10 protein-coding genes are annotated in these 22477 nt (G+C 43.6%); 4 read left to right on the top strand and 6 right to left on the bottom strand.

The genetic code is table 11. From position 1 onward, the window contains the following. Positions 1 to 31: 31 nt before the first annotated feature. Both ACM0P2_RS20140 and ACM0P2_RS20135 read right to left on the bottom strand, forming a co-directional pair. Positions 32 to 3625 carry a glycosyl hydrolase gene (locus ACM0P2_RS20140; protein ID WP_173359795.1) on the bottom strand — a complete coding sequence of 1198 codons (3594 nt, stop codon included), beginning with the start codon at positions 3623 to 3625 and terminating at the stop codon, positions 32 to 34. After that, on the bottom strand, positions 3618 to 6821 hold the full coding sequence (locus tag ACM0P2_RS20135) for a glycosyl hydrolase (RefSeq protein WP_236547180.1): 3204 nt from the start codon (positions 6819 to 6821) through the stop codon (positions 3618 to 3620). The genes ACM0P2_RS20140 and ACM0P2_RS20135 overlap by 8 nt, the downstream gene beginning before the upstream one ends. Positions 6822 to 7067: 246 nt before the next feature. On the opposite strand from ACM0P2_RS20135, the gene ACM0P2_RS20130 reads away from it, so the two are divergent. The 4 genes from ACM0P2_RS20130 to ACM0P2_RS20115 all read left to right on the top strand — a co-directional run bounded on the left by ACM0P2_RS20130 (position 7068) and on the right by ACM0P2_RS20115 (position 15893). Beyond that, positions 7068 to 9605: a heparin lyase I family protein gene (locus tag ACM0P2_RS20130; RefSeq protein ID WP_419227766.1), complete on the top strand. Its 2538-nt coding sequence runs from the start codon at positions 7068 to 7070 to the stop codon at positions 9603 to 9605. A gap of 52 nt (positions 9606 to 9657) precedes the next feature. Then, entirely contained in the window at positions 9658 to 12750 is a 3093-nt protein-coding gene (locus ACM0P2_RS20125) for a glycoside hydrolase family 2 TIM barrel-domain containing protein (RefSeq protein ID WP_236547182.1), read from the top strand. 80 nt (positions 12751 to 12830) lie between these two features. Next, positions 12831 to 14297, top strand: a complete 1467-nt coding sequence (locus ACM0P2_RS20120; protein ID WP_419227765.1) for a sulfatase — start codon at positions 12831 to 12833, stop codon at positions 14295 to 14297. 54 nt (positions 14298 to 14351) lie between these two features. Further along, positions 14352 to 15893, top strand: a complete 1542-nt coding sequence (locus ACM0P2_RS20115) for a sulfatase-like hydrolase/transferase (protein ID WP_173359793.1) — start codon at positions 14352 to 14354, stop codon at positions 15891 to 15893. Positions 15894 to 16233: 340 nt separating this feature from the next. Here ACM0P2_RS20115 and ACM0P2_RS20110 read toward each other — a convergent pair whose 3' ends face one another. From ACM0P2_RS20110 to ACM0P2_RS20095, 4 genes are all read right to left on the bottom strand, one after another. Next, positions 16234 to 16488: a hypothetical protein gene (locus tag ACM0P2_RS20110; protein WP_419227763.1), complete on the bottom strand. Its 255-nt coding sequence runs from the start codon at positions 16486 to 16488 to the stop codon at positions 16234 to 16236. Positions 16489 to 17394: 906 nt separating this feature from the next. After that, positions 17395 to 17652: a hypothetical protein gene (locus ACM0P2_RS20105; RefSeq protein ID WP_173359792.1), complete on the bottom strand. Its 258-nt coding sequence runs from the start codon at positions 17650 to 17652 to the stop codon at positions 17395 to 17397. Further along, the gene (locus ACM0P2_RS20100; RefSeq protein ID WP_173359791.1) at positions 17649 to 18032 is read right to left on the bottom strand and encodes a hypothetical protein; all 384 of its coding nucleotides are present in this window, start codon (positions 18030 to 18032) and stop codon (positions 17649 to 17651) included. The genes ACM0P2_RS20105 and ACM0P2_RS20100 overlap by 4 nt, the downstream gene beginning before the upstream one ends. 290 nt (positions 18033 to 18322) lie before the next feature. Beyond that, positions 18323 to 22291, bottom strand: a complete 3969-nt coding sequence (locus tag ACM0P2_RS20095; RefSeq protein WP_173359790.1) for a S8 family serine peptidase — start codon at positions 22289 to 22291, stop codon at positions 18323 to 18325. Between the last annotated feature and the right edge of the window lie 186 nt (positions 22292 to 22477).

The raw sequence follows: 22477 nt of genomic DNA, 5'->3' as shown, positions 1-22477 counted from the left end.
TATGATGCATATAAAACTAGCTATTCTCATTTTACAGCTTGACCCTCTTTATTGGTTTTAGCAGCACTGGTCCAATTAACCCTGAGCGCTGAAGCTCTGTTGTCTCGGTTAACCGGGTTTCAAATGTGATTTGGGTATTGAATGCTTTAGGTTTAATTGAGTCAGGGAACGCCTCGGGAAACGTTAAGTCACCTACAAGCCTGTTTAACCAGGTTGTTGCAACCTCGACTTTTATTTCGTTGTCGCCTACACGCAGCGCTTTGGTAATATCGGTGGTGAGAGGCCTACTCCATAGCTCTGCGAAACTTTGGCCATTAACGAACAACCGCGCTATTACCCCTACCTCGCCCAAATCGATAAACCAACGTAAATCTTCATGCAATTGTTCGCTATTCATGGTTATCGTAGTTTGATAGATAACTTCACCAGAATAATGCTGTAGCGCAGTTGGTGAGAGTTCTGTCAGCGAGGTTAAGCGCTCTAGCACTAGCGATGTATCAACATCTCGCTCATCTTCAAAATACACATTCCATGGGCCTTTGACCACTAAAGCAGAGGGTATCGAGCTTATTGACACGTCTTTGACTGAGCCATCTGAAAGTGTTACTTCGTATTTGCCGTTTTTAGGCGATGTAAAAATAAGCGCGCCATCGGCGTCGATAGTGCTGTCTACCCATACAGATGCTGGAACACTGTCATCCATGTCAAAAGAGATTTTTGACTGAACGCTGCTTACATTTTTATTGTTGATACTGCTCTGGCGCTCTGTACTTTTTTCTTTTTCAAAAACGATAAACGCTGAACCTAGCCCCTGAAGGAACAAGGGTACTGTTATTTTATGCTCCCCGGATGTGTACCGTGCAATCTTCACAATTTCACCCGTTATTGGATCCCATAGTTGAGGGGTCACATTTGGGTTATGCAAGCGGAAACTTGGAGAAATCTTTTGTGGCTCGTCCGATTGATTCGCCACAAAGTAAATATCGTGGGTTTTACTACGTCGATGGCTCCAAATCACGGTATCGGGTAAATTCCCCACATCTGGCGGAGAACCTATCTTTGCTAAGATTTGCTTAAATTCAGTCTGCTGAGAATTTTGGTAGAAGACATTACCCAAACCATATTGTCTGTGCGTGATATCTACGCCGTTTATATCCTGCCACAATAGATTTGAATAGTGCTGCACTTCAGTATCAGCATGCGGAAAACTCTCTAGACTTGGTGAACTGCTGGGTTTAGGTCCGTATATGCTGCCTCCAGCTTTAACGAGCTCTGAAATTTTCTTCAACAACTCAGGGCGTATAGTGCTTACGTCAGGAAGTACTAGCAGCTTATAAACACTACCGTTAGGTAACTCGAACTGGCCATTTTCAACGCTGAGCTTGTTTAGAATAATTTCAGCGTTGATGAAATCATAGCTATAACCGGATGGAACTTCTGGCCCAATGGCACCAGTCATTTTCGGTGCATCTTCACCAATAAAATACAGGATATCTGCAACATACTGGCCTTGCTGCAACATATAATTTGAACGTTTAACATAGTCTAGCCAGCTTCCCATGTAGCTAAACCAAGTATTGTTTCGATTAAATTCCGAACCAAACCATGCGTTCACGCCCGGTCTTTTATCCTCGTATGCTTGCTGAATGTAGACATGCAAAAGCGTGTGGTTTACACCTTCGACAAACGACCAATCGCCTCGTTTTTTAAAACTCCATGGGTGGTTTTTAAACGATTCACTTCTTCCAGAGGTAAAGGACTCAGACATGACCGTTCTATGCCCGTAAATGTGAGCGGCTGACGAAGCGGCTTTAAGTTCTATAGCGCCCAGATTGCCAGAAGCCCAAAACTCGCCACTCACAATATCGGCTTGCCCACCGTATTGCAGGAATTCGCCGGGAAAACCCCAGTGTCCATAATTCTCCAGCCATAATTTCAAGCCATGCTCGTGCGCCCGTTCTCTCAAGCCCGCAGCATAAGCATGCGCCACCTTATCAGCAACTAAGCGTCTGACATCCCATAAAAATCTCTCGCTCTGATCAGCGCTGTTAACAATTCTTCCAGTGTAAACAGGTAAAAACGGGGTTGGATCGTAGCCATATTGATGCTTAAACTGATGCTTGAAATCATCTGTCCAGTTTTGCGCCCCTTTTTCGTAACTATCAACCACGACATACTTGAGCGCAATTCGCTTTTCGGGTGGCAAAGCACTTAGTATTTTTCCAACGTAAGCATCGAAATGGTGCTGCGCAAGTTGCTTATTGAGCTTGTCTACTTCAGGGCCTCTTGCTGAATGACTCGAAGGTCCGTTTGTCGCCCCCGTGGGACGCATAAAGTAGTGAACAATTGTCCAATTACCCTCGGGCGCCTCCCAGTTAAGCTTTTTACCGTCAAAGAGCTTTGTAACGTCAATTACGTCACCGGCTTTAATGGTCAATTCTGCATTCTGATTAGGCACCGGCTTTTCCCATACATAGCTATCATGTTTGGGCTGAGGCGTTGGATGAACCTTAGCTAGCTTTTTTTCAACAAAGCGTTCTAACGTATACTGACCGCTTAGCTTTATCTCTTTCAAACCCGGAGACAGCTCAGCAGGGCCTCTTCCGCGCTTTATATTACTAATTAAAATCCGAAACTCTGTTGATTCTACTTCTGCAAAAGAAACAGCTATTGGCGCATCGTGTTCAGGTCCAAGCTCCGGCCTGGATGGTGGTCGCTGCATCGAGAACGTCGAGAGTGTCTCGAATTCGCCGTTTCTATTCATGTACTGTAAGTCAACTTCAGCTGAAAAGGCGTGTTCTGGATAAATTAAAAGCGACGTTACAACCTGACGTTTTTCATGACTTATATCTATTTGCAGTCTGCTGTGCTTGTCTAGCGCATGTTGGGGAAATGACCAGGATGAACTCAAATCATCATCAACAAGCACTGATACATCAGTAGGTATACTTCTCTCTTCTGAAGATAAAGTCGCCGCTGTTGCTAGAAAACCCTTTCCCTTGTGCGACATGAGTTCAGCTTGTGGCGTCTTAAATGCTATTAAACTTACTGTCTGGTGAAACCCTTCAGGAGTAGTTAACTCAAGCGGTTTGTTACTTATGTCACTAAACTGATATTCGTTGCTGTCTAGATAACGCATCGATTTTTCGGGGGCTACCCAAGGCCCTCCAGACTGACTCCAGCCCGGTGAATTAAAGATCCCAACATCAATATTGTACTCAGCGGCTTTTTCGATAGCGAAATAAAGATGCTCCCACCACACATCGCTCAATGCTCTGGTTTTTCCATATTTTCCATTGCTTGGATTTAGATGGATAATGCCGATTAACGCAGTACCAATTCCCGCTTTTTGCATCGCGGCTAAGTCGTTTTCAATACCACTTTTGGTTATGTGATCATTTACCCAATACCAATATACCCATGGCTTAACTGCATCAGGAGGGCTCATAAAATTCTGAGCTAACTCCTTGGCATCAGCATCGTAGAACTCTTCAGGCATGGGCGCATCGGGTATGTGAATCGACTTTGTTTCAGTCTGGGTTTTGTGTGCACAAGCTAGCAGAGGTGTACCCAAAGCTAGAGTTACCAAGAGCAGATTAGCAGACTTAAAAATAAATCTAATCATGCTCTGGTCTACTTGCTTTTTGAATGGTGTAGAGGGTCACAGGGCCTATAAGCCCTGAGGGCTGAAGATTCTTAGGCTGCTTTTCAAAAAAGTTATACCCTGTAAAAGTAACGCGTTCACTAGGCGGAGGGGGAGTATTTTCAGTAATCCACGGAACCGTATCTCCCGTCATTGAATAGCCGCTGGTGTCTGGAAGCGCTTCATCACCTATTAAACGATTAACCCACGTGTTTGTGATGCTCACTTCAAGTTCATTGTGTCCCGCTTTTACATAATCTTGAATATTTAGAACGAAGGGGGGCTTCCACAGCGTGGCGATAGACTTACCGTTTAAAGAAACCTCAGCAATTTGCTGAACGTCTCCAAGGCTAAGGTAGAGGGGCTGCGATTGATTTATAAACGCTTCATCGATAACAAGTGTATTTTTGTACACCGCCTTACCGGAATAATGTTTAATGCCCGATACATCACTCGTCGTCCAATCAATGAGATTTTCGAAACGGACATCACCTGGACCAGCCCATTTCTGATCAAAATGAACTTCCCAAGGGGAGTCAAACTTGCTCAATATGTTATGCTTATTTGCATAAGTATCGACTAGCAGTTGATTCCTTGAACCGTCGTAAGGTGGTTGTTCGTCATCTCTTCTTATCAAAACGAAACGCGATCCAAAAGGTTCCAGTGGGATTGTTGTCACAAGACGCGTTTCATTGCGAACAAAATCTGTTATTTTCTCTATAGTTCCATCATCAGCATGCCAAATTTCTGGTACGCCATCACCTTCTCTAATATCTATTTCAACAGGCTTAAATGATGGTTCGTCATTATAAAAATAATAGAGATCGTTGTTATCTATTCGGCGATGTGCAAATGCATGCGAAGGCTTGCCATCGATAAACAGATCGGGCTCATAACCCAATACTTTTATTGTTTCTTCGAGATCGTAAGTACTTATTGTGCCTTTCCCGTAGTGCAATACCTTACGATCATCTGAAGAAGGCTTGCCCCATAGTTCATCAACAATTGTGTCAAACTCGTGTTTTTCCGGCCACTCACTGAAACCAATGACTTTTTCGGGCCTATCGCCAATAACAGTGGCGCCATCTGACACCAACTCTTTTATTTTACGTAGCGTCTTTAGGTGTAAGTACTGAGTTTTGTAAAGATGTAATGCTCTATATCGCGTGCCCTCCGGTAACACTAAGTGACCATTTTCTACTTGTATTCGGTTAATTAGAACGTCTGTATTGACATAATCGTACCCAAATCCATCTGGTACTGATGTATTGTTTGCGTTACCCACGCGTAGAGGAGCTATATCTCCCAAATGCACAAGAAAATCAGCATCTGGGACACCTTGCTGCAGCAAGTAAGACCCCCTAGCTAAATATTTAAACCATTCAGTACCACCATTACTCCACCACGTTTGTGTTCTATCTATATGGGAGCCAATGGAGTCCATTGTCATGCCTGGTTTTACATGATTATTGGGTTGATGAGCAAAACGGTGAAACATAGTTTCATTAATGCCCCTAGCCCACATTTCATCGCCGTAGTGTTTATAAAAATAGGGATGGCCGTACCAATTGACCGTTCTTATTGAGGTAAAGGATTCTGCTGAAACTACTTTCTTTCCATAGACGTGTGCTGACGAAATAGCCGCCATCACTCTGCCGTTGTACTGTTGATCTCTTACCCAAAACTCTCCCATTAACCGATCTGCCTTTCCACCTGCTGCTAACTCGTCGAAAGGTCCCCAGCCGTAAGGCTCTATATAAGATTCGAGGCCATGTTTATTCGAAAGCTTGGTGAATTCGCCAAAATAGTTTTCTACCATTAAATCAGAAAGATGCTGCCGAAACTCTTGAAGCACAGCACCCGTGTGAGCGGGCGATTCGATAACCCGCCCTGTAAGTAAGGGTAACCATGGAATAAAGTCATACCCAAATTTATCTTTAAAGCTTTTTTCTATTCCTCTTGTCCAGTTCTGGCCTCCGACTTCATAACTGTCTATTTCTGTGGTTTTCAGTGACTTTATGCCTTGCTCATTCACCTTTTTGACCAGCTTACCTACGTAATTATCAAAGTGATGCTCCAGTGCATTAGCGTCGAACTTGTCGATTTCTAATCCCTCGCCCTCAATTGTCGCAGGGACATTAAAGGCACCTGTGCTGGTATAACCAAATCGTAAAATTCGCCAGTCTCCGTCGGGTATTGCTATTCCCTCTGGGGGCATAACTCCACGATGTAGAACTTGAATATCTCTTGATGCGACTATGGCGGCTTCTGCGATAGTCGGCGTCATACTCAGCTTCCCACGCTCCATGGAATTCATGGATAACCAATCATTTATCCTTGGTACTGACCACAGATCAAAACGCTTTATTGTGATAGGTTTGGTAAATGAAATTCTGAAATATTTGGCTGTAAATCCATCTTGGCTTTCATTAACAAGTTGCGGACTAAACGCCCACATTCTCGCACCGGTTCTGGGCCGACGTAGGTTTTCAACCACTGTTTCAAAGTTAATACCGTCATTTGAAATAAGTAGTGCGGCGTCCCCATGCCGGTCTGGTGTTTCTATTTGCAAACTTCTCAACGTAGCAACATCATCAAGCTCAACTTGCACCCAATATTCATCGTTTTCATTTTTCTCGAAAATAAATTCTGTATCCCAGTCTCTGTCTGACAAAACTTCAGCATTTAATGTCGAATCTGATGAGCTTATTCTTCCGGTCGAAAATAAATTGTGACTGGAATACTCATCTTGGGGAATAGCAATTACTGCAATATCTTTATAAAGCCCTTCTGCGAAACCTGGTTTCAAAGGTAAATGTCTATTTCCGCCAGAAACAGACTGCTCAGACCACGTTACCCGCTTCATTGACTGCTCTGGCGTAACCCATGGTCCACCACTTGATGTCCATCCGTCAGCGTTATGAATGCCGAACTCAATATTGTACTTATCTGCCTGTGCCGCGGCGTGGACAAGGTGATCATAAAACTCTTCAGTACCGAATCTAACTGGCCCACGAGAAGAGTAAGGCCAGTTACGTCGATGTACGTGAAAAAATATTGCACCACCGATGCCGGCTTCTTCGAGTGCTTTGAAATCCTCAGAAAAGCCTTCTTTTGTCAAATTACCATTCATGGCGTGCATCCACGTTTTGGGCAGATAATCATTATTAGGTTGCATAAACGCATCAGACGACAGTGTGTCGCCGAATGCACTAATCGAAAAAAAAACGCTGACTAAGAACATGTTCGGGAGAAAAAACCTAGTACACACTAACAATTTATTAATTAAGTTTTGATTCATATTGATTATTTTTGTAACATCATGATTACATATGACTGAATATACACGACATAGATACGGTTTAAAAGAAGGGTAAATTCTTAATCTATTAGCGGCTCTATAAGTAATGAGAATGATGACACGATGAATAACACGGCAGAGTCTTTTTTTAGTAAACAGTTTCAGACACAAGTTAGTCGCGCCCTTTCCATAGTGCTCACAGTGGGTATTCTGGGTTCAGCTTGCAAACCTGATAGTGAAGAAATGGGCATAGCCGAGGGAAGCAATTTTTACTCTCAGCGCGAGATATTGATAGAACGATACTCTCAAACAGATAACGTGTTCGAAGCGCTAGCAGCTCAGGTTGACCCATCAGATCCTGAAAGCGTTGATTACTGGCGCTGGCGCATAGACCAATATATGTATGGTCAATACCCTGACTACCAACCTATCTATGACGATTACAGAGAAGGTAAAGCTTTCGAAGATATTTACTCAATACCAGAAGAAGGGCTGGGCTCTAAGCTTACTGTGCTTAAAAAAGACAATGAGTTGCCCACTGGCTATTTCACTGATAACTTGCAGGGTAATCCCCACCGGGGTTGGCACTATGTTGATGGAGATACCGTATTCATTACATACCAAGGCCATCTTACCGACCCCTATGTTGCCGCCTATAACCTTGAATCGCATCAATGGCAAGGACCAATTAAAGCCGCTGACAGCACACTTTCAAAAGGCGAGAGGAAAATAGACAGTCACGGCCGTCCAACCATAGAAATGGATACGCAAGGGTATCTACACATAGTTTATGGCGGGCATGGCGGAGAGCGAGAGGATGGGCTTAATCCGCTTTCTATCGACACACCTCATGCTGGCGGCAGAATGTTGCATGTTGTATCTAGAAAACCCTATGACATTAGCGAGTTCGAATACGTAGATGATATAACGCCTTTTGCCTCATACACGAAAAGCTACAAAATGGGGAATGGCGATATCTACCTATTTACGCGGGCTGGAACCCATAAGTCCCCGTGGGTGTATTACAAAATGCCAGCAGGCTCAAAGCGATTTGAAGAGCCAGTCATCATTACTTGGCCAACACCGCAATCAGACGACCCTATTAACGTTGATACATTTTACATCAACTCTCTTAAAATCTCAGATACCGAGATAGCCATTAGCTTTCTCTGGCATGAATGTAACTTCTTAGAAGTCCACGATAAGGAAACCTATGCCCGTATCAACGCCTACTACATGCGTTTAGATACAACAAGCGGGCTATTCTATAACGCGCAAGGCGAGAACATTGAGCTTCCGGTCACAATTGACGTGGCGAACGACAAGATGCTGGCGTTCGATTCAACAAATAGAGAGGAAACACCTTTTGGTACTTCTCCCCTTTCACTTAGCAGTGGCGCGCCTGCTGTTGCCTATGAAGCTCGTACAAAAGACTATCGAGAGTGGCGAATGACCGCATTTAAAGAGGGTCAATGGGTACACAGCCTACCAATGCCTGATACCGCAAATCGCACACTTAAAAACCAAGAGGGTGCCCTGGTATCCTCTGTCACAGATTTGGTTCAACTGGCACAACGGAACAATAGTTTTGAGGCAGTGGTCACTTATCGTGATGAAAATAACACCATGAATTTCGCTTCAGTTACCAGTACAGACGGGACTAACTGGACTATTCAACAGGTGTATCTCTCGCTTGAAAACACGCGTATGCAAATGGACCCGATCAAAGACGAAAAGGGCAACCGTCACGGTGTCATTTTGAATTTGAGAAAGGGCGCATCGCAGCGGCTCTATCTATGGCACGATGGTAAATTTCAGGCTCCAAGTGCCGGTGAAAGTAATATGGATATTACCTATGAATCTTTCGAAAATCAGGGTTGGAATGCTACATCACCACGAGGCTTCACTCCTGGGTTAAAGAAGGCAGCACCGCAGAACTTCATGTTTAATCAGCTCCAAAGCGAACGTGCTTTTTCTATTGAGGAAGGCATAGTCAGAAGCGGGAAATATGCCGCTAAACTGTTTTGGGACCATAATAACCCTGCGGCTTTCAATGGAGCTGACACAAAGATTGACAACGTTGATCGCAAGGCGATGTTTCACGGGTTTAAAACACAGAAAGTAGCGGGCGCAGAGGCATGGTATGGCTTTAGTGTTTTTTTTCCTAGCGAAGGAACGCTTGACGAACCTAATCCGTGGCTATTTTTTCAAATACACGGAAGCGCAGATAAGCGTCTGAAGGAACATTCTAGAAATCCACCATTCAGTTTAACGCTAACCCCAGACGGGTTGCGAGGCGCATGGAAATGGGACCCACATGAACTAAGTCCAACTCGAAATGGCCACGGCACAGAGCATTTCGAAGTACCCGGATTAAAATCGGACTATTTAGATCGGTGGGTAGATTTCGTCTTACATGTAAAAGTGGATTATTCAGACAATAAAAACGGTTTTATAGAACTTTGGGTTGATGAAGAAAAGGTACTAGATAAACACAATATTCAATTTGGATATAACGACGACAAAGGAATTTATCCATCGTGGGGCATGTATTTCAACGGCGATCTTAGTGGTATGCAAAATGACCACTACCTGTATTTAGATGAAATACGAATGACTGACTCAGGTGAAGCATCGTACAACGATGTTGCACCCAGATAGCCCAAAAAATAACGTACAAGAACATATTAGATTTCTGCAAGGATTACTCAAGATGTTGCCAATATCACGCCCCACAAAAATGTATAGTTACCTTGTGTTCGCGCTACTTATGTTAGCCGCACTGATGGCCGCCAGCGCTCGTGCTGAAAGTGCGACTAGGCAATATATAAATTTCAATGACGGCTGGAAGTTCACTTTGGGCGACAATGATATTTATAAGAAAACAACGTTCAATGACAGCGGGTGGACTACCGTGGAGGTACCGCACGACTACATCTACGAAGAAGGTGTTAGTGAAGCCGGTTCCCAAGGCCAGTCTGGCGGATATCATGGTGGGGGCACGGCGTGGTACAGAAAGCATTTTGCCTTTGACGATGCATGGAAAGATAAGCAGGTTTGGCTTCAATTTGAAGGCGTTTATATGAACAGCGAGGTGTGGATAAACGGCCATTTTTTAGGTAAACGTCCATACGGCTACATCAGTTTTCAGTATGAATTAAGTAAATATCTGAAAAAAGAAAACAATGTTATAAGCGTCCGCGTTGATAATGAACTGCAGCCTTCCACGCGTTGGTATCACCCAGGGGGTATTTTCGCCCCAGTAAAGCTTGCCATATTGAATTCTACTCACATAAAACACAACTCTCTATTTATCCGCACACCAAAAGTGGGCGAACAGACAAAGGTTGAGGCCCGCTTCCAGTTAAATACGCGTCCTGGCGACAGTGACAATTACGCGATTCAGTATCGAGTTTACGATCAAGAAGGTAAACAGCTTTTATCTCAGAAGACGCCTCTTGAGATAACGGGAGAAAACGCCTCTTATTCGTTTGCTTTTGATTTAGAAAACGCACAGATGTGGATGCCCCATAACGCATATTTATACGATTTAGACTTAAAGCTGGTTAAAGACAACATTGAGATTGATCGAAAGAGCGTGAAATTTGGCGTTCGTGATATCGCATGGAAAACAGATACCGGCTTTTGGATAAACGGCAAAAATGTAAAGATTCAGGGCGTAGCCGAACATTATGAGGGTGGCCCTGTTGGAGGCGCGTGGACAAAACCGCTTCTACGATGGAAACTAAACCTTCTAAAAGAAATGGGCGTTAACGCCATTCGTACCGGGCATAACCCCTATCCCACCATGTTTTATGAGCTTTGTGATGAACTAGGCATAATGGTGATGGATGAAGTATTTGACGGATGGAAACAAAAAGCACGTCACGACTACGGCCGATATCATTTCGATGAGTGGTGGGAGAAAGACTTAACCGAGTGGGTTACACGCAATAGAAATCACCCTTCAATCATTATTTATAGTGTAGGTAATGAGACTCACGGTGAAATTGTCACTGAGCTTGCTGCTGCTGTGAAAAAGCATGACCCAACTCGACTTGTTACCTCTGGCTCTACCAATAAAGAAGGATTAGATGTAATAGGCATTAACGGAGGGTCTGAGAGCAAAAGTTTCTTCGAACGACGGTTTGACCGCCCTTTCGTATCAACGGAAGCCCCTCACACGTGGCAAACTCGTGGATACTATCGTACTCAAACATGGTGGAGAGACGGCCCTAAGGGAGACACGTTCGAGTTACCTAATATCACAGAGAAGGAAATTTTCTTTTACGATTGGAAGGATCCCAAAGACTGGTCGAATCAAAAACAGCACCTTAACTCATCTTACGATAACGCAACAGTTCGGATTAATGCGCGTAAAAACTGGGAGCTTGCACGTGACTTGCCTCACCACGCGGGGCACTTTCGTTGGACCGGATTCGACTACCATGGAGAAGCTGGGTTAGCCCACGGAGGTTGGCCTTACATTGCTTTTATGGGTGGCGCGCTGGATTTGGCAGGCTTTAAGAAAGACCTTTTCCACTTTTATCGAAGCCAATGGCTAGATGAACCTTCACTTCATATTCTCCCTAGTTGGACACATCCAACGATGAAGGAAGGTACGTTGGTGCCAGTATGGGTTTATTCTAATCTCGATGAAGTCGAGCTATTTCTAAATGGTAAATCCCTTGGCCGTGATAAACCGGGAAAACAAGCCGATGAGATGCAAGCAGAATGGTTCGTACCCTGGACGCCGGGTTCAATACGCGCAGTGGGTTATAAGAACGGTAAAAAGGTCTTAGAGAAAGAAATTAAAACCGCTGGCTCACCTGTTGGACTGAGACACAGCATCGACACTTATACCGCTGAGGACGGATTCAATACTGCGAAAGTAATCACTACTGAAACCGTAGATAAGGATAACAACTTTTACCCCTATGGGAGTCATAAGACCTATTATCACTTTAGTGGAGGATTAAAAGTAAAAGCACTTGAAAACGGCTCTCCTTATGAACACACCAATCGTGTTAAATCTAATTACAGACATTTATTTATGGGAAAAAACCGCGCGTTTGTTGAAGTTGCTTATCCTGATGCTCGCGAATTTGTCACTATAGCTGCTATCGTGGGTGACGAAGCGTTAAGGCTCTCGAACAAGGTGGCTATTGATGTCCAAACCATTGCTATCACTGAAATTTCAAATATCGCGTCTCAACAAATTCAAGTTCGCTATAGCGTGAACACCCCCAATGAAGAAGAAATGAAACCTTATCTGACCCCTTTCGCAGTTAACGATGGTGACACAGTATACGCGAATGTGGTTATCAATGGCCGACTTGCCTTTCAAATGAAGCAACAATTCGGACAGGGTGTGGGCCTTTTCTGGGGCGATGAAAACTCAGCCGATATGTGGGTAGGTCGCGGCTTATCATTACAGGGCGAAGACGCAGAATATGGCCAAGGCGCCGCTGCAGTGCGCGGCGCTCATGGAGTCCACGGAGGGGCTTATGGAACATTTAACGACGAAGAAGGCACAATGTATTGGTATCACGAGAACGACGGTGCTGAGGGCGTATACACTGCTGTTTTCCGTTACACGCACAACGACGAGAGCTCAAAACGGCCTATTGCTATCTATGTCAATGATAAGAAAGCGGCCATGGTTGAATTTGAACCTACCGGGAGTTGGGACAGTAAGTGGGACGAACAAGCCGTAAGCTTTACGCTAGTAAAAGGTGCCAACCATATAGAATTTAGGACCGTCGGTGAAAGCGGCCCCAACATCGACCAATTTACACTTGAGTAAATCCGTTAAAACGCTACTTCAAACTAAATTAATTGTACAAGCTTGAAGTAGCCGTTTTTTTGACTCCAAGGTTCTGATTTATGATTAGTAAAACATTCAACGCACTATTAAACGCAGCGGATACCCTAAGTAAACTGTGTTTTATCCTACTTTTTATACCGTGTGCTGCAATCTGTAATGAGAGTCCTCCTAACGTACTTCTTATTGTCGTGGATGATTTAGGGTGGGCGGATGTTGGCTATAACGACCGAAATAATGTTTTTCAAACACCCAACATTGACGCACTTGCATCAAAGAGTATGGTCTTCACGGATGCCTACGCGGGAGCCTCAAACTGCGCCCCTAGCAGAGCGGTGCTAATGAGCGGCCAGTACACACCAAGACACGGCATTTATACCGTATCACCGTCTGATCGTGGTCATCCGAAAACACGTCGACTAATTGCAACAAAAAATACGGATATTTTAGGCGATTCGGTTGTTACGTTAGCTGAACTGTTTAAATCACAAGGCTATACTACTGGCTCTTTTGGAAAATGGCATTTAGGTCAAGACGCTAAAAGCCAGGGCTTCGATCACAATGTAGCAGGCCACTTAAAAGGTCACCCAAAGTCCTACTTCAGCCCCTACAACATGCCTTTTTTAGAAGATGGACCAAAAGGCGAATACCTTCCGAATAGGATAACAACCGAAGCGATAGATTGGATTTCCGAGGTACGAGATCAACCTTTTTTTGCATATGTGCCCTACTACACCGTTCATACCCCACTGGAGACTATTGATACATTTAAGCAAAAGTACTTATCCCACCCAAAGGTAAGAAACGAAAGGCACGCAACCTATGCGGCTATGGTTGAATTGATGGACATAAATATTGGTCGCTTAATTACGTCATTAAAAGAATTCAACATAAGTAACGATACTCTCATTATTTTTACTTCGGACAATGGTGGTATAAGGTCGATCTCTTATCAAGACCCTCTGCGAGGTGGCAAAGGCAGTTACTATGAGGGAGGAACGCGAGTTCCTCTTTTAATCCATTGGCAAAACAAAATTCCTGCTAAAGAAGTAAATATTCCCGTCATAAACGCGGACTTTTTCCCCACTTTAGCTTCTGTACTAGGGAAGGTAGAGTTCAGCTATCCACTTGATGGTATTGATTTGTCGCCGCTTCTTTTGAGCAATTCATCCATTGAGGAGCGCAGTCTCTTTTGGCATTTTCCCATTTATTTGCAGAGCTACAATCCTAGCGCAGATCAATCCCGTGACCCGCTGTTTAGAACGCGTCCAGGCTCTACGATGAGAAAAGGCAAGTGGAAATTACATCATTACTTTGAGGATGACAGCTATGAACTTTACGACTTAGAAAATGATGAGGGTGAACATGTTAATTTAGCTCAATACCTCCCCAAAGTAGTACAAGCGCTTTCTGCAGAACTTCAACATTGGCGAGATTCAATAAACGCCCCGATACCTAAAACTGTAAACACCCAGTTTGACGAAGTCTTTTCTGCTGAGCTAACAGAAAAGCACCTTAGCAAGAAATAACAATTATCTGATTTAAGCTGTTATCCGACCGATTAGTAAAACTGCGGGATCATTATGAAAAACAAAACGTTTAGCTACAGAACTATCAAGACTTTCGCGATGCTTTTAGGCCCTATACTTTTTATAGGATCTAGTAGTTTTTCACAATCACAAGAACGCCAAGAAATTTCAGAAAGGAAGCCAAACGTCATTTACATAATTGTGGACGATATGGGCATTGGCGACATAGAACCTTACGGGCAGAGGAAGATACGTACGCCAAACCTGATGAACCTGGCTAAAAACGGTTTAACCTTTACACAACATTATGCGGGAAACACTGTTTGCGCGCCTTCTCGAGCAGCACTTGTTACAGGGAGGCATTCGGGACACAACCAAATTAGAGGCAATTACGAACTTGGAGATTTCACAGATGAAAAAGAATATGGTCAAATGCCATTGCTTCCAGGGACTACAACGCTCGGCACTGTAATGAAAGATGCCGGGTATCACACTGCACTGATTGGAAAATGGGGGCTGGGCGGCCCCCATTCATACGGAGTACCAACAAAACAAGGCTTTGATTATTTTTTTGGATATTTAGATCAGAAGCAAGCGCATAACCACTATCCCACACATCTCTGGAAGAATGACGAGAAGTTTCCGTTAGAAAATGAGTGGTTGCATCCCCATCAATCGCTACCTGATGGCGTCGACCCAAACGACCCTCAAAGTTACCAAAGCTACATCAGGGAAGATTACGCCCAAAATCGAATTACGAATGAAGCATTAAAGTACATCGAACAACAAAAGCAAGCGCCATTTTTTCTTTATTTAGCGTATGCCGGCCCCCATGCAGCGCTCCAAGCACCCGAGACCGAGATAGATAACTATAAGTTCGAGGAAAGACCTTACGGTGTTGATTCACGCTATCTGCCTCAACGCCGCCCAAGAGCTGCGCGTGCTGCCATGATTACCAATATTGACACAGCCATAGGCAAAATAACAACATTGCTAGCTACCCTTGAATTAGAGAGTGATACGCTAATTATTTTTACAAGTGATAATGGGCCAAGCCTTGAAGGTGGTGCCGACTTGGACTTCTTCGATAGCAATGCGCAATTTAGGGGTCATAAACGCGACCTGTATGAGGGTGGCATTCGAATGCCTACAATAGCAAAATGGCCAGGCAAGATTAAAGCGGGAACCCAGACTAACCATATTTCCGCTTTTTGGGATGTGCTTCCTACCTTAGCAGAACTAAGCGGCTCTGGCGCAAAGCTACAAACAGATGGGATCTCGTTTTTACCTACACTCACTGGCGTGGGGCCACAAGAACAACACGATTATTTGTATTGGGAGTTTCATCGTCCAAACGGAGAGCATACGCAAGCAATTAGGTTTACTGTTGACAACGACCCTAACTGGAAAGCAATTCGCTTTTATTTTAAAAACAAAAAAACGTCACCAAAATTAGAGTTATATCACTTAGGTACTGATGTTTCCGAAAAGAACAACATAGCTCATTTACACCCAGACGTGGTGAAAAGAGCAAAGCAGCTTTTCGAAACCTCTCGCTCCCAATCTGAGTTTGATGCTTGGAATTTTGACTTTTAATGTGTAGATACGACAAAGTCGCTTGGTGTTAACAATTTAATGTGTAGTGGCTCATATCTAATCCGACACTTTGATTTAAAGGTCTCGACTTGCCCTTACAGTCGGCACTAGACGAGGAACGGACCGTCAACAACTCATTAAGAGGCTTTTAATTGTTGGCTGAAATGTAAAGCTAAGCGGAACCTAGCCAACTGTTAAAAGTCCTGCTTGAATTGCTTATTATGCAAGCCCTTCATACGTATCTCTAGCAAAACTTACAGTAGAAATCCGAATTTGGTGTATATCCAAAGCTAAGTTTTGAAAAAAATCAGCGCCTTTTTCTGCCTGATATTGAAGCTTGTTATGTGACCTTTGCTCGGCGTTTAATATAAAGCACTGCTACACCCACACTTATAAGCCAAGCTAAAAATTTTACTAGGTATACCACAGCAAACCATATTGGGGTGTTTGATAAGGAAACCGTGTCGGTAACTCGCAGATTCTGTATTTCTTGTGTCTGGATTGCGCCAAATAATTGATGACCCAGCCAAAACATTAGAAAAAGCGAGATGAGAAACCAGATTAGATTAACAGCACCTAACTTTTCAAGCTTCATCGAATTCCTTTGGGCACATAACAATTTAATATAGCGCAATTTGCGCGTTTTTCTGCCAACCCATCGCTCGCTTTTATACTTTCACTATTAATACCAAACTAGCTATCATATTGCTATATAAAGGAAAGCAGGCAACCTAGATAAACTGCTAAAGAGAAAAAACGATCGATTGGATCGTTTGCCTGAATATGGGAGCGACGCTGATTATCTAGATAAATAAACAGCTTTGCTTGCTAATACGCTAATGTCCCTTGATCCCTCTGAACAGTCTACCTTTTAAAGTAGCAGAGAAGGTACGCTTCAGCCCCACTGAGTCACTGGTTCAAAAAGACAAGAAGCAGATGCTCAAAGCCGTGACACTATTGTTTTTATCCGATTCAAAATCTTTTTTGCGTCCGCGTGCGGATTGGCTGCAACGTTCCTCATCCATGGTTGGCCTTCAATCATAACCGTTGAGGAAACGCCCTTTAGGTCTTGAACTAATTGTTCTGTAACACCAAACACAGGCCTCCAATTGAAAACACCAGTTTGAGGCATACACCACAGCTCAGTCGTTTCAAATTCATCAAGGCCGATAGCAACCTGCTCGGCGACTTTTATGCATTGATGTAACCTTTTGTCTAGGCCAGCTTGCCCCATAGCCAAAAAGGTCGAAAATAAAAAGTCATTTTCGTCCCTATGTGTAAAGGCAAGCAGTTTTCATAGCCGTAGTAATTAAACTGCTAGAAAGTCACAGAGGATTCAAAGATGTCTAACGTATCAACTTAGCCTTTAAATTAATCGCCGGTACAAAATTGGCAACAGAATATGGCTGTAATTATTCATTTGTTGTGACGAAGTAGGTTAGCTTAATGGTTACTTCTCTTGATAGATTGTGGTTATTAAGTTGTTTATAGTCCTTTAAAACTAATCATCTAATCGTAAAGGGGGCTTATCTTGCTCTAAGGCATTTTTTATTGCCGCTTCAATATTTTTTAACTTGGGCTCGAAACGTCGATGAATGAAAGGATACATCTGTACCTTTTCAGGCTCCGCTACCCCTACTAAAACACTACCTTGTATGGACTCGTTAAATTCATTAATGAATAAGTCGCCGGAAATAATAAGATCCAATCTTTCATTGAGCAAGAGTTTGGCCGCGTCAAATTTTGACCACGTTGTCAAAACGTTTTGTATTGCGCGTTTTTCTCAAGCGCCCAAAGTGACATGTCTGTTGATAGTATGGGCACAGGAATTCTAATCAGGTCTTTTGCGATGGGCATATTCTTAAAGCTTTCGATCTTCCCACATAGGCCATCCACAGAGCCTTTTTTCGCTTCAAGCATTGCCCTTGCAAGACCTAAAGGAGCAATTTCAAAATCTATGCCTAATTCAGCAAATGCCGTTCCATATACAGATTTAAAATAGTTCTCGATGTGTTTGGGAAGTTGTGTGCATGCAAATATCACCTTAGAAGTGTCTGGTTTTGTCTCTGCTGCGGCATGCATATCAGTTACTAAACATGAGATTAAAAAACACAGGGTTTTGGTTGTAATTTTTACCATTTTCTGAAGATATACTGCGTAAATTTTTTCAGTGAAATATAGGTAAAACCTCGATATTACAATGAATGCTTTAGTCAAACTAAACGATGTAGTTCGGTTCTTCTTCGATGATTTTGTGTTTTTGACTGGTTTAATCTTTCGGGCGAGGCCACTATCTATGCTCAGATCAGTAGATAAGATAGGACTCGGTAATAAAGTTAAATGTAGTTGATTTCATTTTTTTAAAAAGAAAGGGTTATCAATAATGTGAGGCCGTTCAAGCGGCCCCACACTATATTGTTTTAAAATACTTATAACTTAAATCGTCTGCGTAAGTAGACCGCAGGAGCCAAAAGCAAAGCCAACCAGCTTATGGAACCTCCGCGCTTGTCATTGACGGGAATGGTTACGGTTTCCGTAGTGGTATCTATGCCATCTGTTGCTGTTACGGTAACAGTAATACGGCTTGATTGTTCATGGCTAGGTGCCAATCCACTTAGTGTGGCTGTTTGAGCGCCATTAATGGTAATAGCCACCTCGTCACCGTCTGCGTCGGTTGCAGAGGCAGAAACTGTATAGGCTTCGCCTTCATCAACACTCGAAGGTGCAGATATAGAAATGATAGGCGCATCTTGGACTCCGGACACACTGACTGACACTGTACCTTCACCAATGACATCTCCCATTACAACATCGCCCTCTTCATTGATGGTACCTAATTCGCGAACTGTATAGGTAAAGGTGTCTTGTCCGAAGAAGTCAGGATTAGGCGAATACGTTACCGTACCATTATCGTTAACAATTACTGAACCATTTCCTGGGTCACTAACTACTTCAACTGTTGAGGGATCAAGTTCTGCTTTGTCAATATTGATTGGCGCAAATGTACGGAAGCTGCCTGACAGCGACGACATGGTGAAACTGTTTATAATGCTGTCATCCATCTCGTTCGCTAAGATGTTTGCTGTAATAGATGCATCCTCGTTCACTTGCAGTGAATCATCCATCAATTCACTGGCAGCTAGAATACTACCAGCATATGTTATGGAAACTTGGTCTCCTGTGCGCTGTGAGAGGGTATATTCTTCACTTGAAGCAGGTATCGTTCCTTGGGCAGAGTTAGACGTAAGGGCGGCCAATGTAGTGCCTAATTTACCAGTTGAGTCTTCCGCACCTACGACAGTTGGGGCAACGGGTGCGTCCATTGGTCCATAGACGAAATGAACAGTGCCTGATGCGTACTCAAACCATAATTGGAAATTAAATGATGTACCTGGTTGGTCAAAAAGCTGAGCATTTTCCCATTCTACTACGAAATGCCCAGTTGTTAGTGAAACAGCATACATATTTCCGGTGCCATCACCGCCAGCTAAATCAAAGTCTGTCCAAAATGGCGCAATTACGTTATTTGGCTCTAGCAAATTTGGAAATGCTTCAGCAAACGGTGATGTAGTTTTTCCAGAGCTGGTGCCTAGGGACACGTAGCCATTGGAGGATATCTGCATAGATGTATATTGGTTGCCCAAGTATGTAATGGGTCTAGGTATATCAACGGTAATTGATGCATCGTCACACAAGTCAGAACACACTAGTGGTGATATATTAATAGCTGACATAGGTAGGTATCGAGGTGCGCCTAGTCCCGACAATAGATCCCCAATAGACGTAGATTCAGTCATACTTAGAGATGCGGTATTAACAGCGCCTTCCCATGTGATTTCACGAGTTTCTGCGCTATATTTTACGGATTCTTGGTTACCATTTATTACAGCAGAAATTGTCTTAGGCTCAATATTATATTTGCTATCAATAACGCTAGAAACACTGATTAGTCCTGTGACATTAGTATTGTTAATGGTCGCTTCCGTTACGACTAATTCACCCTCTTCTGCGACACTTGTACTTACGCTACTGCTAAATAAGTCAGGTTCGTCCGACGTAATGGGATAAATGGCAACTGGGATAAAATAATCTGTTGTTGCATCATTATTGTCTGACCAGTTTATTCCCCCAAAAGCCCACACATTAGTATCGGCGGATGAAGCATCAAAAGAAATCAAAACCTCCGCCGATGCACCGGCTGGTAACGTTGCCATTGAGGGCGTTATATTGGCTGTGATAGCTGAATCATCAAACATCGCTGTGGCATCTACAGCCACATCACTGTCGCTAGTATTGGTTACCGTAATTGACATTTCACAGGTCAATAAACAATCTGCTGAAACCAAACTTAAATCGCTGTAGGTAAGCTCAACACTTGTTGCACGTTGGAGGTCTAGTCGACCTGCGCCAATATCAAAATTATCGGCAGGGGTAGCGGCATCTTCTTTTACAATATCGCGAATAGAAGAGGTAACAAGAGCGCTCTTAATTTGCTGTGCAGACCAATCGGGGTGCATTTGTTTAAGCAATGCTGCAGCACCTGCGACATGTGGAGCCGCCATTGAAGTACCGTCTTTAAAGGAGAAGCTCTCGCCTAAATGATCAGGTGCATCGGGCGACTCTCCAGAAAAAATGCGTGTACCGGGTGCTGCGATATTCGGTTTCAGGAATGTTGGGTCACCACCGGGTCCGCGAGAGCTGTTTTCATTCATGATATCTGCAAGGCTGTCAGATACAACTCGAACAATTTCATTGCCAATAGTAATCGTTATTGCCTCTTCCGATGTTAACGTCAGGTCTGCTAGCGCCGCCCCAGGTGTTGAGGGTAGCATGAGAGATGGCACCATTTGTTCAGGTCTTAATCCTGCCATTTGAATGGGAGCTTCTCCGCGCCCTTCTTGGTTATAAACAAGTACCGCTGTTGCGCCGGCCGCTTCAGCGTTAGCAATTTTGTCAGCAAAGCTACAAGTACCGCGGATGATTAGTGCAATAGCATTATCGAATGCATCTTCACTTGCATAGGGCGCACAGCCTTCTATATTGTCTGCATCTATTTCACCAGCAAATATCACTGGGGCTGTAAGAGGGTTATCGAATGCGATGTCAGGGTTCCCTACAGAATAAATTGCAGGGATAGCGCCAATAGAAGTATCACCCGCTATAGTCACTTCATTCGCAAACAGGCGACCAGTTGTCGTGTTGGCAACGGTGAGTACGTTTTCGTCGCAACCTGGGCAACCTATGGTGGTATCACCGGGGCCATCATTACCTGCAGCAAAAACAGTGACAACACCAGCGTCTTCCATTGCCTCGAAAACTCCCGCATAAAAACTGCTAGGCTCACCTCCTGCACCTCCACCCCACGAATTATTTACAATGTCGGCACCGTCTTCCAGTGATGCTTCTAGCATCGACAATAGCATTGAAGATGCTCCGCTAGAGCGAGTTGGTTCAGCTGATGTAGCATATAGCCCTTTATATACCATCAGGTACGCCGCTGGAGCTACACCTGAAATTTCGGCTTCAGCACCACCGCGCTTTGCGAGAACACCATAATTTCCCACTGCGGTACCTGCAACGTGTGTTCCGTGCCCATTAAAGCCAAGTGGACTCTCATATTCGCCATCTGCAAGATCAAAATTTTCAGTTACGGGGGCGGCACGGGCCACTATTAGTTTATTATTACAGAATCCAGGAACTTCAGAACAATAGTCATCTGTAGGTAATGTAGCGGGATCTGGCGCAGTAAAATCAGTGCCACTGAATAGTGCATTCTCGGGTCGAATCCCGCTGTCGATAATCGCAACTTTTACGCCTGCGCCTGCGTTTTCTTTACCACCCAACTGTTCCCACGTTTCTATAGCGCCTATTAAATCTAAACTCGCGTCCATCTGGGCATGGTGAATAACATCAGGATAAACCGCTTTAACATTGGGAAGACTTGCTAGTTTTTCCAATGAACCTTTAGATACAGTGCCTGCGAAACCGTTAAATGCGGTGGTGTAAGAAAAGTCTGAATTGAATGATGAATCAAACGTCTTAATGCGTTGGATAACAGATTGCTGTTGTTCTTGAAGAAACGACTTATACTCCTTTGCCGCATTTGTTTTGAAGTTAACTTTTTGACCTTTGTGCGCTGATGCCGAGCTGAGGCTTGTATTTACACCGCTAAATTGGGCCATGGGTGAATTATTCAACTGAACGATTACACGTACCCTGTCATTACCTGCCTGAATAGCGTTAATCAAAATGCTTTTCTTGTCAAAAGAACCCTCAATAGCGTTTTTTTGTTCAGTGCTTGTTCCTTTGATAGGAAGTGTGTCTGTCACTGCTAAAGCTCCGAAGGTAGAGCCTGCTAGAGCTGTTGCTACTACTGTATTTATTAATTTATTTTTCATAATTATTCTCGTTTGAAAGTTCCCATGAGCGAGTCGATATATTTGGCTTGGGTGAGAGTAGGTCTGAGGCCTTTTATTTATTGATTTTGACGACCCTAATATTTTGTAGCACAAAGATTTTTACGATGTAATGACTTGTGGTAGATGAATTTAAATTCATTTTTTAATAACGTTTATAGTAGTGTT

Source organism: Alteromonas sp. OM2203 (assembly GCF_048517045.1).
In the GTDB taxonomy this organism is placed as follows: Bacteria; Pseudomonadota; Gammaproteobacteria; order Enterobacterales; family Alteromonadaceae; genus Alteromonas; species Alteromonas gracilis.
This window is presented reverse-complemented; position numbering and strand designations above follow the sequence as displayed.